This window comes from Cryobacterium sp. BB736 (assembly GCF_014980265.1).
In the GTDB taxonomy this organism is placed as follows: domain Bacteria; phylum Actinomycetota; class Actinomycetes; order Actinomycetales; family Microbacteriaceae; genus Terrimesophilobacter.
In genome coordinates, this window is sequence record NZ_JABXWQ010000001.1 from 453,925 (window position 1) to 466,192 (window position 12,268).

Sequence of the window (12,268 nt, forward strand, 5' to 3'; positions counted from 1 at the left end):
GATGGCAACCACAATCGACAGTCCCCGCGCCCCACGCATCCGCCGCCGCGGCATCAACTGGGAGAAGTGGGGCTGGATCTACATGCGGGTCAGCGGCGTCGTGCTCGTCGTGCTGATCTTCGGCCACCTCTTCGTCAACCTGATGATCGGAGACGGCGTCAAGGCACTGGACTTCGCCTTCGTCGGCGGCAAGCTCTCCGACCCGTTCTGGCAGTGGTGGGACACGCTGCTGCTGTGGCTCGCCCTGATCCACGGCTCGAACGGCATGCGCACCATCATCAACGACTACACGCACAATCGGATGGTGAACCTCACCCTGAAGGGCGCGCTCGGTCTCTCGACCGTGGTGTTGCTCGTTCTCGGCACGCTGGTCATCTTCACCTTCGACCCGTGCCCCGTCGGCGCACCGACCGACCTTCTTCCTAGCATCTGTGGAGACTTGTAAATGGCTGAATACGCTGACGGTTCGATCGTCGACGGAGTCCACTACCACCAGTTCGAGGTAGTGATCGTTGGCGCCGGCGGCGCCGGAATGCGCGCGGCGATCGAGGTCGGCCCGAAGGCCAAGACCGCAGTCATCTCCAAGCTCTACCCGACTCGCTCGCACACCGGCGCGGCGCAGGGCGGCATGGCCGCGGCGCTCGCCAACGTCGAAGAGGACAGCTGGGAATGGCACACCTTCGACACCGTCAAGGGTGGCGACTACCTGGTTGACCAGGACTCGGCGGAGATCCTCGCCAAGGAAGCCATCGACGCGGTGCTCGACCTGGAGAACATGGGCCTCCCGTTCAACCGCACGCCAGACGGCAAGATCGACCAGCGCCGCTTCGGCGGGCACACCCGCGACCACGGCAAGAGCCCTGTCCGTCGCGCGTGCTACGCCGCCGACCGCACCGGCCACATGATCCTGCAGACGCTGTACCAGAACTGCGTCAAGCACGGCATCAACTTCTTCAACGAGTTCTACGTGCTCGACCTCGTGATGAACGAGGGCAAGCCCGCCGGCGTCGTCGCGTACGAACTGGCCACCGGCGAGCTGCACGTGTTCCAGTCGAAGGCCGTGATCTTCGCGACCGGCGGCTTCGGCAAGATCTACAAGACCACCTCGAATGCGCACACCCTCACCGGTGACGGCGTCGGCATCATCTGGCGCAAGGGCCTGCCGCTGGAGGACATGGAGTTCTTCCAGTTCCACCCGACCGGACTGGCCGGGCTGGGCATCCTGCTCACCGAGGGCGCCCGAGGTGAGGGCGCGATCCTGCGCAACGCCGACGGCGAGCGGTTCATGGAACGCTACGCGCCCACCATCAAGGACCTCGCGCCGCGCGATATCGTCGCACGCTGCATGGTGCAGGAGGTGGCGGAGGGCCGCGGCGCCGGTCCGAACAAGGACTACGTCTACCTCGACTGCACCCACCTCGGGGCTGAGGTGCTCGAGACCAAGCTGCCGGACATCACGGAGTTCGCGCGCACCTACCTCGGTGTCGACCCGGTCACCGAGCCGGTTCCGGTCATGCCCACCGCGCACTACGCGATGGGTGGCATCCCGACCAACAACAACGCCGAGGTGCTCTCCGACAACGACACGGTCGTGCCCGGACTGTACGCCGCCGGCGAGTGCGCGTGCGTGTCGGTGCACGGCTCCAACCGCCTCGGCACCAACTCGCTGCTGGACATCAACGTGTTCGGCAAGCGGGCGGGCAACAACGCGGCGGAGTTCGTGAAGACCGTCGACTTCGTGCCGCTGCCGGAGGACCCGGCCGCGACGGTTCGGGATGCGATCACCCGGATGCGCGACTCGACCGGCACCGAGCGGGTGGCCGCCATCCGCAAGGAATTGCAGGACGAGATGGATCGGAACGCCCAGGTGTTCCGCACCGACGAGTCACTCGCATCCGTCACCGAGACGATCCACAACCTGCGCGAGCGGTACCGCAACGTGTCAGTGCAGGACAAGGGCAAGCGGTTCAACACCGACCTGCTCGAGGCGATCGAGCTGGGCTTCCTGCTCGACCTGGCAGAGGTGGTCGTGTTCTCCGCGCGCAACCGCAAGGAGAGCCGCGGTGGCCACATGCGCGACGACTATCCTGACCGCGACGACGAGAACTACCTGAAGCACACGATGGCGTACCTGACGGGTGACCCGCACTCCGCCAAAGCAGAGGACCACATTCGACTGGACTGGAAACCGGTGCGCATCACCAATTACCAGCCAATGGAAAGGAAATACTGATGGCTACGGTAGTCGAGAAGGCCCCGGCAACAGCAGGGGTTGTGGCAACGGCTTCGCCGCTGCAGTCCTTCACGGTGACCTTGATCATCCGGCGTTTCGACCCTGAGGTCGACGAGGAACCGCGCTGGCAGGACTTCGACGTCGAGATGTTCCCGACAGACCGGATCCTGGACGCGCTGCACAAGATCAAGTGGGAGCAGGACGGTTCGCTGTCGTTCCGGCGCAGCTGTGCGCACGGCATCTGCGGCTCGGATGCGATGCGCATCAACGGCCGCAACCGCCTGGCCTGCAAGACGCTGATCAAGGATCTCGACATCTCGCAGCCGATCTACGTCGAGGCGATCAAGGGCCTTCCGCTGGAGAAGGACCTCATCGTCGACATGGAGCCGTTCTTCGAGAGCTACCGTGAGGTGCAGCCGTTCCTCATCGCGAGCTCGAAGCCGAAGGATGGCAAGGAGCGCCTGCAGTCGGTTGAGCAGCGCGCGATCTTCGACGACACCACCAAGTGCATCCTGTGTGCCGCGTGCACCTCGAGCTGCCCGGTGTTCTGGACCGATGGGCAGTACTTCGGCCCGGCCGCGATCGTCAACGCGCACCGCTTCATCTTCGACTCGCGCGATGACGCGGCCGACGTGCGCCTGGACATCCTGAACGACAAGGAAGGTGTGTGGCGCTGCCGCACCACCTTCAACTGCACCGAGGCGTGCCCGCGTGGCATCCAGGTGACGCAGGCAATCGCGGAGGTCAAGCAGGCGATCCTGCGGGGCAAGCCCTAGGGTCACGAGTTGCCCACTTCGGCCCCTTTTCCAGCGAAATCAGGGGCCGAAGTGGGCGACTCGCGGTTAAGGGGTGCCTCTCGGCGCGCCTGAGCCGGCGGGCGTCAGCCGGCGAGGGTCACGTTCGCCGGCAGGTTCGGCACACTGAGCGGTCGCATCAGGTCCGCAACGAGCGGGTCGCCCGTTCTCGTGAGCTTGTTGGGCACTCCGCTTCCGTCGGAGCCGGCGATCGGGCTGCTCTCATCGATGGCCTGCACCAGTTCGAGTGACCCCACACCGCTCGGCACCGCAGTCGCGACAAGCGAGAAACTGCCGTCAGCTGCGATGGAGGTCGTCGCGTAGATCTGGCCGGCTGCCTGCAGCGACACTCTGGCACCCGGGGTGCCGGTGCCCGCCAGCGAGATGTCGGCGCCGACCACTCCGCCTGGCGCACTGTGCGCTGGCGGCGGCGCGTCGGATCCGGTCAAGGTGTCGATCACTCCCCCGACCAACCGTTCCAGGTCCGGAACGGCGCTCGGGTCGACCGCCGGGACGTCCGACTGGGCCGGCGCCTGGTCGCGCACGATCTCCGGCACCTCGACCAGCTCGGTGTTGGGCGCCTCCGCGCTGACCGGGGGCGGTGGCTCCTCCGCGGGCGGCTCTGCCGTGACACCAGCTGCAACACCGGCGAACATCGCCACTCCGCCGGCAATCGGCGCCATCACCGTCGTGACGAACGACGACGCAGCGCTCGGGGCGGCTGCGGCGGCGGATACTGCGGCATCCGGAATGAACAGCTCGGCGGCCGAATCCGGGATATGCGCCGACCGGCCCGCGCCGAACGCGGCGAGCATGCTCCCGCCGACCACACCCCCGAGCGTGAGCGGAAGCAGCACCGCTGCTAGGCGTGCGCTGATGTCCTCGACTTCCTCCGCCACGATCCCGCAGCGCGCGCAGGACGCGATGTGGTCGTCGAAGCGTTTGCGGTCGCGTGCACCGAGCCCGTCCCGCGACCGGTCGCCGATGCGGGCCGAAACCCACCGGCACTCCCGGGTGACGCCCGCGTGGCTGACGTGCGCTTGCAGCCACGCGCGGCGCAGCCCCTCGCGGGCGCGGTAGGCGAGAGCTGCGACACTGTTCGCGTTCATACCCAGGTAGGGCGCGACCTGGTGCGGGTCGAGACCTTCGACCTCGGTGTACCAGAGCACCGCCTGCCAGCGCGCCGGCAGCGCGCCGAACGCCCGCGCGGTCAGCGACCTGTCGAGCTCCAGCGACGGGTCATCGGGCAGAATCGGTTCGGCCACCGCGTCAAGGTCGGGAACCTGAACCGCCCGGTCTGCGCTTCCCCAGCGGGCGGCGAGATTCCGGATGACGGTGTACAGGTAGGGGCGGAATGCGCCGGTCGGGCCACCGCCGGCGCGGACCTGCTCGTAGATGCGCAGGTACGCCTCGGAGACCAGATCGTCGGCATCGAGGCTGGTGGTGAATTCACCGGCGACCCGGCGTGCGGCGGTGGCGTGGCGACGCCAGAGTTCAGCGAACGCGCGCGAATTGCCGCTGCGGGAGCGTAGGACGAGAGCCTCGTCCGACGCCTCCCCCTCTTTTCTTCCCCTGATCCCCACGTAAGGCCTCCGGCAATTCACGGGTAAGCGAGTCGTCGGACTGACCTCAATCGTCCGCTGGATCGGCCCGGGAGTCCATACCCCCAATTCGACCCCCCGATGGGGGAGACTGGTGCCGTGGCGAGCGGGCTGGGTGAGCGGGCGAAGCGGGCCGTCGAATGGGCGAAGCAACTGCGCCCGGTACGGGTGTTCGTTCACTTCATCGAGTTCCGCGGGCCGCTGATGGCCGCGGGCCTGGCCTTCCACGGCATCTTCGCGACGTTCGCGGCGATCTGGGTGGCGTTCGCGAGCGCCGGGCTGTTCATCGAAGCCAATCCGGAGCTCAGGGACGCCCTGTTCGACATCATCGATGCGTCGGTGCCGGGACTGCTTGAGTGGAACGGGACGGGTGCGGTCGACACGCAAGTGCTGCTCGAGGCGCAGATTCTGGGCTGGACCGGCCTGATCGCCGCCGTCGGTCTCCTCATCACGGCACTGAACTGGCTTGCCGCTGCGCGTGACGCGGTGCGCGCCCTGTTCGACCTGCCCAACCAGGAACTCAACTTCTTCCTCCTCAAGCTCAAAGACGCCGGCCTCGCCGTCGCATTCGGCATCGCGCTCGTGATCTCGTCCGGGCTCTCGGTGTTCAGCACCGCGGCCCTGGACACCATGCTCGGCTGGCTCGGCATCCCCACGGACTCGCCAGTCGCATCCGTCGCCGTGCGCGTTATCGGTCTCCTGCTCATGCTCAGTCTCGACACGGTCGTGCTCGCCGCGCTTTTCCGGGTGATGTCGGGGCTGGTCATCCCAGCAAGGCGGCTGTTCGCTGGGGCGCTGATCGGCGCGGTCGGACTCGGCGTGCTCAAGGTGCTCGGAACGGTGCTGCTCGGCGGGGCGACCCGCAACCCGCTGCTCGCATCCTTCGCTGCGATCATCGGTCTGCTGATCTGGTTCAACCTGGTGTGCTCGGTCATTCTGCTCGCGGCGTCCTGGATCTCGGTCGGGATGACCGATGTCGGGCTCATCGCCGACCCGCACGTCGCGGCCGAGCGCAAGGAGGCGGCTCGACGCGAACGGGAGCTCATTGCGCGGCAGCTCGAGGCGGAGCATCGTCGACGTCATGGTCGGCTGTGGCGGCTGTTGCATCCCGGGCGGCGCGACGAGCCGGATGCGAGGGACGGCCTCGCTGCGGCGGCGGACGAGCGCGTCGGGGGCGATCGGTAGGCTGGAATGCATGCCTCAACCCCTCCGCATTGCCAGTGTCAACGTCAACGGGGTTCGAGCGGCTTTCCGCAAGGGCATGGGCGACTGGCTCGAAAATCGTGGGGTCGACATCCTCGCGCTGCAGGAGGTTCGCGCCTCCAGCGATGACCTTGAGAACCTGCTCGGCAGCGAATGGGACATCCTGCACGACCCGGCCACCACGAAGGGCCGCGCGGGTGTCGCGCTGGCCAGCCGGCACCGGGCGAGCATCCACCGGGTCGACCTGGGGCATCCGGATTTCGACACCGCGGGCCGCTGGCTCGAGGCCGACTACGAGGTCGACGGCAGCGTCATCACCGTCGTCAGCACCTACGTGCACTCCGGCGAGGTCGGCACCCCGAAGCAGGACGACAAGTACAAGTTCCTCGACGCGATGACCGCGCGGATGCCGGAGTTGGCCAAGCATTCCGAGCACGCGGTCGTGCTGGGTGACCTGAACGTCGGGCACCGCACCCTGGACATCCGGAACTGGAAGGGGAACCAGAAGAACGCCGGGTTCCTGCCGGAGGAGCGCGCCTACTTCGACCGCATCCTCGGCGCTGAGGACCACCCGCGGTACAACGCGGGCGCCGGGCTCGGCTGGGTCGACGTCGGTCGCAAGTGGGCGGGCGAGGTCGAAGGCCCGTACTCCTGGTGGAGCTGGCGCGGCAAGGCGTTCGACAACGACTCCGGCTGGCGCATCGACTACCAGCTGGCGACACTGCCGCTCGCGGAGAAGACCGTCGGCTACTCGATCGACCGCGCTGCCGCGTGGGACGAGCGATGGTCGGACCACGCTCCCGTCGTGGCCGACTACGCCATCTGAGCCACATCGCTGGACGAAGCCACGCGCGCACAGCCTCGAGGGGTCAGAAACAGCCCCTCCCGCCGCCCACGAAGGCCCCTTTGCGACCCCTCGGGCTACCGGCCGCGCCCCTGCACGAAACACCCTCTCAACACCTGAAAGACTGAACCCATGACCAAGACCCGCCTGTTCTCGGGCATGCAGCCCTCCGCCAACAGCCTCCACATCGGCAACTACATCGGCGCGCTGGAGCAATGGAAGCGGATGCAGGCCGAGTACGACGCGATCTTCTCGATCGTCGACCTGCACGCGATCACCGTCGCGCAGGACCCGGCCGAGTTGCGGGCGAACACCCGCCGCACCGCAGCCCAGTACATCGCCGCCGGCATCGACCCGGCCGAATCGACGCTGTTCGTGCAGTCACACGTGGCCGCGCATCCGGAACTCGCCTGGGTGCTGAACACCATCACCGGCTTCGGCGAGGCGAGCCGGATGACCCAGTTCAAGGACAAGTCGACCCGGTTCGGAGCCGAGTCGACGACGGTCGGCCTGTTCGCCTACCCGGTGCTGATGGCGGCCGACATCCTGCTCTACGACGCCGCGGTGGTGCCGGTCGGTGACGACCAGCGTCAGCACGTCGAGCTCACGCGCGATGTCGCAGGGCGGTTCAACTCGCGCTTCGGCGACACCTTCGTGGTGCCGGAGGCGCAGATCATGAAGGAGACCGCGCGCATCTACGACCTGCAGGATCCTGCAGCCAAGATGAGCAAGTCTGCCTCGAGCGAGGCCGGCGTGGTATGGATGCTGGATGAGCCGTCGGTGACCGCGAAGAAGATCAAATCGGCGGTGACGGATGCCGAGCGCGACATCCGCTTCGACCGCGAGTTGAAGCCGGGCATCGCGAATCTGCTGACCATCTACTCGGCGATCGACGGCCGGTCGATCGGTGAGCTCGAGCAGGACTACGCGGGCCGCGGCTACGGCGACCTGAAGAAGGAGCTCGCCGAAGTCGTCGTCGAGGCGTTCACGCCGATCCGGCAGCGCACGCTCGAGCTGCTGGACGACCCGGCAGAACTCGACCGGGTGCTCGCGGGCAACGCCGACCGGGCCGCCGAGATCGCGAACGCGACCCTCGCGCGGGTGTACGACCGCATCGGGCTGCTGCCGAGGGCCTGAGCGTGGAGCCGTTCGACCTGACCGCAGGGCCGCTCGTGCTGGACCAGCCGACGCGCGCCGACGTGCCGCTGATCACCGAGTACTGCCAGGATCCGCTCTTCGAGGCGTACATGACGCTGCCGTGGCCGTACGAGCCGAAGCACGCCGAGTTCTTCGTGGACGAGTTCGTGCCGCGCGGCTGGTCGAGCGACACCGAAGTGACGTGGGCGCTCCGGCGTGATGGGGAGTTCCTCGGCGTCGTGGGCCTTCGCAAGAACACGATGATCGGCTTCTGGCTTGGCGCCCCGCACCGCGGTTCCGGCTACACGCCGCTCGCGGTGAACGCGGTCGTCGACTGGGCATTCGAGTCGGGCTGGGTGCCCGAGGTGCGCTGGGAGGCGATCGTCGGCAACACGGCGTCGCTCGCGGTCGCGCGGAAGGCCGGCTTCACGTACACGGGCGTCGAATCGGCCATGGTGGCCGGTCGCGACGGCTCGCATCCGGATTCCTGGCAGGCCGTACTCCGGCCAACCGACTCCCGCTCGCCGAAAGCCGGCTGGCCCGCTTAACCGTGTCAAGGAGATTCAGCGCCCGATCACCCCGGTTGACTGAATTTCGGCTCTCAAACCGCAGGTTTCCTTGAAACGGGTTAATCGCCTTCGGTGGGAGCGGGAATAGTTTCGCACTGGGTGCGTTTGTATACTCGAAGCACGTGCTCCGGGGTCGGTGAAAGTCCGAACCGGCGGTTACAGTCCGCGACCCGCGACTTGGCGCAAACCAAGAAGCGGTTGAGCTGGTGAAATTCCAGCACCGACGGTTATGGGATGGCGACATTCCTCAGTCCGGATGGGAGGTGCACGCGCGAACGCCCAAAAGCGGTCGCGTTGTCGGCATTCGCCGACCATTCCCGGGGCTCGTCTCTTGACTTACAGGGACTAGAGGGACCGGATGATCGACCACACGACCGAGCGAGCTATGCGGCACGCATTGACTCTCGCCGCGCGCGGTCCGCGCCCCGGCGTGAACCCCCAGGTCGGCTGCGTCATCATCTCCCCCACCGGCGACATTCTGGCCGAGGGCTGGCACCGCGGCGCCGGTACCCCGCACGCCGAGGCGGACGCCCTCGCGAAACTGTCCCCCGGGCAGGCCCGCGGTGCGACCGCCATCGTCACTCTCGAACCGTGCAACCACACCGGCCTGACCGGGCCGTGCACCGAGGCACTCGCCAACGCCGGCGTCGCCCGCGTCATCTACTCGGTTTCCGACCCGAACCCGGTTGCGAGCGGCGGCAGCGACCGGCTCCGCGCAGCCGGCGTCGAGGTCGAGGGCGGACTGCTCGTAGATGAGGTCGGCGAGTTCATGCACCGCTGGCTCACCGCGGTGCGCACCGGCCGGCCGTTCGTCACACTCAAGTGGGCGGCGAGCCTGGACGGACGCACCGCCGCCGCCGACGGCACCAGCCAGTGGATCACCGGCGCAGCCGCCCGCCAGCGCGTGCACGAGCAACGCGCCGCCCACGACGCGATCGTCGTCGGCATCGGCACCGTGCTCGCCGACAACCCATCGCTCACCGCACGCGGCGATGCGGGCGAGTTCCTGGCCGAGCAGCCGATCCCGGTCGTGGTCGGGGAGCGAATGATCCCGGAAGACGCGCGCGTGCTGCAGCACCCGCGCGACGTGCTGCACTTCCCCGGCCATGACCTCGAGGTGATGCTGCGCGAACTGTTCACCGCAGGCATCCGCTCGGCGTACGTCGAGGGCGGGCCGACACTCGCCAGCGCATTCGTGGCAGCCGGGCTGGTCGACGAGTACGCGGTATTCATCGCGCCGGTGCTGATCGGCGGCCCGCGGGTCGCAATCGGCGACATCGGCGCCTCCACCCTCGGCGAGGCCCGGCGGCTGCAGTTGAGGGAGATCGAGCAGCTGGGCGAGGACATGCTGATGGTGGCGCGGCCGGGTCTCGACAGGCTCGACCACCGAGGGGGTCTCGACCACCAGGAACGACTTGAGCAGCAAGACGAAGCCAACAAGGAAGGCAACTGAGTGTTCACCGGAATTATCGAAGAGCAGGGCGAGATCCTCGCGTGGGAGCCCTCGGGCGACGCCGCCCGTATCACGGTGCGCGCACCGCTGGCGGTGTCGGATGCCGGTCACGGCGACTCGATCTCGGTCTCCGGGGTGTGCCTGACTGTGATCGACCAGGGCGCCGACTGGTTCACCGCCGACGTCATGGCGGAGACCATCCGGATGAGCACCCTCAAGCAGCCCCAACCAGGCGACCGCGTCAACATCGAGCGCGCAGCCGCGCTCGGCGACCGACTCGGCGGGCACATCGTGCAGGGCCACATCGACGGCACCGCCGAACTGCTCACCATCACCGACGGCAGCGCGTGGCGTGTCCTGCGCTTCAGCCTCGATTCGGAACTCGCACCGCTGGTTGCCCGCAAGGGCTCCATCGCCCTCGATGGCATCTCACTCACCGTGAGCGACGTCGGCGACGACTGGTTCGAAGTCTCCCTGATCCCCGAAACCCTCACCGCCACCTCGCTCGGCACCAAGAAGCCCGGCGAGAAGGTCAATCTGGAAACGGACATCGTCGCGCGTCAGGTGCAGCGGATGCTCCAGTTCACCGAAAGGACTCAGCCATGAGCCTCGCCGACATCCCCAGCGCCCTCCGGGAGCTCCGCGCCGGAAAGCCGATCATCGTGATCGATGACGAGGGCCGCGAGAACGAGGGCGACCTCATCATCTCGGCCGAGCTGGCCAGTCAGGAGTGGATGGCCTTCATAGTCCGCCACACCTCCGGCTTCGTGTGCGCGCCGATGACCAACGAGATCGCCGACCGCCTCGACCTCCCGATCATGGTGCCCACCAACGAGGACCCGCGCAGCACCAACTACACGATCACGGTGGACGCCTCCGACCGCAACACCACCGGCATCGCCGCCTCCGATCGTGCACACACCCTCCGGGTGCTTGCCGACCCGGCCTCGACACCGGGCAACCTGCGCCGCCCCGGCCACGTCATCCCGTTGCGCGCGGTTGACGGCGGCGTGCGCGAACGCGACGGCCACACCGAGGCATCCGTCGACCTGATGAAGCTCGCCGGGCTGCACCCTGTGGCCGCGATCGCCGAGATCGTGCAGGACGACGGCGAGATGATGCGCCTGCCCGCTCTGCTGCAGTTCGGCGAGCGCGAGGGGCTCGTGGTCGTCACCATCGCCGAGCTGATCGAGTACCTCAACGCCCACGGCGAGGGCATCGTCGACGAAGCCACCAGCATCCCGGAGTCCGGACGCGTCATCTTCGAGGTGGAGACCAACGTGCCCACCATCCACGGCATGTTCCGGATGCGCGCCTACCGTGACCGGGTCACCGGCGCCGACCATGTCGCCATCATCGCCGGCGAGCTGGGCGCGAACCCGTTCGTCCGGGTGCACTCGGAGTGCCTGACCGGTGAGGCATTCGGCTCCATGAAGTGCGAGTGCGGGCCGCAACTCGACACAGCGCTCGAGCACATCCAGCGCGAGGGCGGCATTGTCATCTACCTCCGCGGCCACGAGGGACGCGGCATTGGGCTGGTCAACAAGCTCAAGGCCTACAAGCTGCAAGAGCAGGGCCTCGACACTCTCGACGCCAACCTGCACCTCGGCCTGCCTGCCGACTCGCGCGACTACGGCGCTGCCGTCGCGATGCTGGACCACATAGGCGTCGAGTCGGTGCGCCTGCTCACCAACAACCCGGAGAAGGCGCGTCAACTGCGCGACCGGGGCATGAACGTCTCTGAGAGCGTTCCGCTGGTCGTCGGCATCGGCGAGCACAACGAGGCCTACTTGGGCACCAAGCGGGATCGCATGGGACACCTCCTTCCCGAGGACGTCTCTGCCCTTATCGAACTGGAAGGACACCCGTCATGAGTGGAGCAGGCACCCCCGACATTGAGGTCGACGGCACCGGCCTGAAGGTGACCATCGTCGCCGGGCATTGGCACGAAGAGATCACGAACGGGCTGCTTGCCGGTGCGCACCGGGTGCTCGATGCATCCGGGGCAGAGGTCACCGAAATCCGCGTCCCTGGCAGCTTCGAGCTGCCGGTCGTCTGCAAGGCGGCGCTGGAGAGCGGCGCGGATGCGGTGGTCGCGTTGGGCGTGATCATCCGGGGCGGCACGCCGCACTTCGAGTATGTGTCGGCGGCGGCGACGGATGGGCTCACTCGCGTCGCGCTCGACACCGGCAAGCCGATCGGGTTCGGCGTGCTCACCCTCGATGACGAGCAGCAAGGCATCGACCGTGCTGGACTCCCCGGCTCACAGGAGGACAAGGGCGCCGAGGCTGCGTCAGCGGCGCTCGCCACGGCGGTCGCCCTGCGCGAGGTGCGCGCCTAGCCATCCCCTCAGGATGCGAGCTGCCCACTTCGGCCCCTCCTGGCGCCTGATTCAGGGGCGAAAGTGGGCAACTCGGAATCGGGTGGTGAACTC

Annotated in this window: 12 protein-coding genes and 1 riboswitch; of the genes, 11 read left to right on the top strand and 1 reads right to left on the bottom strand. The window is 67.6% G+C overall.

Annotated features, from left to right (window positions below; all coding sequences use genetic code 11):
- The first annotated feature begins 1 nt into the window (after position 1).
- From sdhD to IRG63_RS02140, 3 genes are read left to right on the top strand one after another with little or no spacing between them, the layout of a single operon-like run.
- Complete coding sequence (gene sdhD, locus IRG63_RS02130) at positions 2–445, top strand: succinate dehydrogenase, hydrophobic membrane anchor protein (RefSeq protein ID WP_168625589.1); 444 nt, start codon at positions 2–4, stop codon at positions 443–445.
- Positions 446–2,233 carry a succinate dehydrogenase flavoprotein subunit gene (sdhA, locus tag IRG63_RS02135; protein WP_193509070.1) on the top strand — a complete coding sequence of 596 codons (1,788 nt, stop codon included), beginning with the start codon at positions 446–448 and terminating at the stop codon, positions 2,231–2,233. It begins immediately after the preceding gene.
- Positions 2,233–3,009, top strand: coding sequence for a succinate dehydrogenase iron-sulfur subunit (locus tag IRG63_RS02140; RefSeq protein WP_168625591.1), 777 nt, complete (start codon positions 2,233–2,235; stop codon positions 3,007–3,009). The genes sdhA and IRG63_RS02140 overlap by 1 nt, the downstream gene beginning before the upstream one ends.
- Positions 3,010–3,113: 104 nt before the next feature.
- On the opposite strand, the gene IRG63_RS02145 is transcribed toward IRG63_RS02140, so the two are convergent.
- Positions 3,114–4,610, bottom strand: coding sequence for a sigma-70 family RNA polymerase sigma factor (locus IRG63_RS02145; RefSeq protein ID WP_193509071.1), 1,497 nt, complete (start codon positions 4,608–4,610; stop codon positions 3,114–3,116).
- Positions 4,611–4,727: 117 nt separating this feature from the next.
- Here IRG63_RS02145 and IRG63_RS02150 point away from each other — a divergent pair, with 117 nt between their 5' ends.
- The 8 genes from IRG63_RS02150 (at position 4,728) to ribH (ending at position 12,175) form a co-directional block, all read left to right on the top strand.
- A complete protein-coding gene (locus IRG63_RS02150) occupies positions 4,728–5,813 on the top strand; it encodes a YihY/virulence factor BrkB family protein (RefSeq protein WP_193509072.1) in 1,086 nt (361 codons plus the stop codon).
- A gap of 10 nt (positions 5,814–5,823) precedes the next feature.
- Positions 5,824–6,657 carry an exodeoxyribonuclease III gene (locus tag IRG63_RS02155; protein ID WP_193509073.1) on the top strand — a complete coding sequence of 278 codons (834 nt, stop codon included), beginning with the start codon at positions 5,824–5,826 and terminating at the stop codon, positions 6,655–6,657.
- Between the two features lie 150 nt (positions 6,658–6,807).
- A complete protein-coding gene (trpS, locus tag IRG63_RS02160; protein ID WP_168625595.1) occupies positions 6,808–7,812 on the top strand; it encodes a tryptophan--tRNA ligase in 1,005 nt (334 codons plus the stop codon).
- A gap of 2 nt (positions 7,813–7,814) precedes the next feature.
- Complete coding sequence (locus IRG63_RS02165) at positions 7,815–8,360, top strand: GNAT family N-acetyltransferase (protein WP_193509075.1); 546 nt, start codon at positions 7,815–7,817, stop codon at positions 8,358–8,360.
- A 140-nt stretch (positions 8,361–8,500) separates the two neighbouring features.
- A riboswitch (FMN riboswitch) is annotated at positions 8,501–8,653 on the top strand.
- 86 nt (positions 8,654–8,739) lie between these two features.
- Complete coding sequence (gene ribD, locus IRG63_RS02170; RefSeq protein ID WP_227411696.1) at positions 8,740–9,834, top strand: bifunctional diaminohydroxyphosphoribosylaminopyrimidine deaminase/5-amino-6-(5-phosphoribosylamino)uracil reductase RibD; 1,095 nt, start codon at positions 8,740–8,742, stop codon at positions 9,832–9,834.
- Entirely contained in the window at positions 9,835–10,440 is a 606-nt protein-coding gene (locus IRG63_RS02175; RefSeq protein WP_168625597.1) for a riboflavin synthase, read from the top strand.
- On the top strand, positions 10,437–11,708 hold the full coding sequence (gene ribB, locus IRG63_RS02180) for a 3,4-dihydroxy-2-butanone-4-phosphate synthase (RefSeq protein ID WP_168625598.1): 1,272 nt from the start codon (positions 10,437–10,439) through the stop codon (positions 11,706–11,708). The genes IRG63_RS02175 and ribB overlap by 4 nt, the downstream gene beginning before the upstream one ends.
- On the top strand, positions 11,705–12,175 hold the full coding sequence (gene ribH, locus IRG63_RS02185; protein ID WP_193509076.1) for a 6,7-dimethyl-8-ribityllumazine synthase: 471 nt from the start codon (positions 11,705–11,707) through the stop codon (positions 12,173–12,175). Before ribB ends, ribH begins: the two co-directional genes overlap by 4 nt.
- Positions 12,176–12,268 lie beyond the last annotated feature (93 nt).

Bases quoted from the DNA above. Each gene is read 5' to 3' on its own strand.
- ribH (WP_193509076.1), top strand. From the start codon at position 11,705: ATGAGTGGAGCAGGCACCCCCGACATTGAGGTCGACGGCACCGGCCTG.
- trpS (WP_168625595.1), top strand. From the start codon at position 6,808: ATGACCAAGACCCGCCTGTTCTCGGGCATGCAGCCCTCCGCCAACAGC.
- IRG63_RS02140 (WP_168625591.1), top strand. From the start codon at position 2,233: ATGGCTACGGTAGTCGAGAAGGCCCCGGCAACAGCAGGGGTTGTGGCA.
- ribD (WP_227411696.1), top strand. From the start codon at position 8,740: ATGATCGACCACACGACCGAGCGAGCTATGCGGCACGCATTGACTCTC.
- sdhD (WP_168625589.1), top strand. From the start codon at position 2: ATGGCAACCACAATCGACAGTCCCCGCGCCCCACGCATCCGCCGCCGC.
- ribB (WP_168625598.1), top strand. From the start codon at position 10,437: ATGAGCCTCGCCGACATCCCCAGCGCCCTCCGGGAGCTCCGCGCCGGA.
- IRG63_RS02155 (WP_193509073.1), top strand. From the start codon at position 5,824: ATGCCTCAACCCCTCCGCATTGCCAGTGTCAACGTCAACGGGGTTCGA.
- sdhA (WP_193509070.1), top strand. From the start codon at position 446: ATGGCTGAATACGCTGACGGTTCGATCGTCGACGGAGTCCACTACCAC.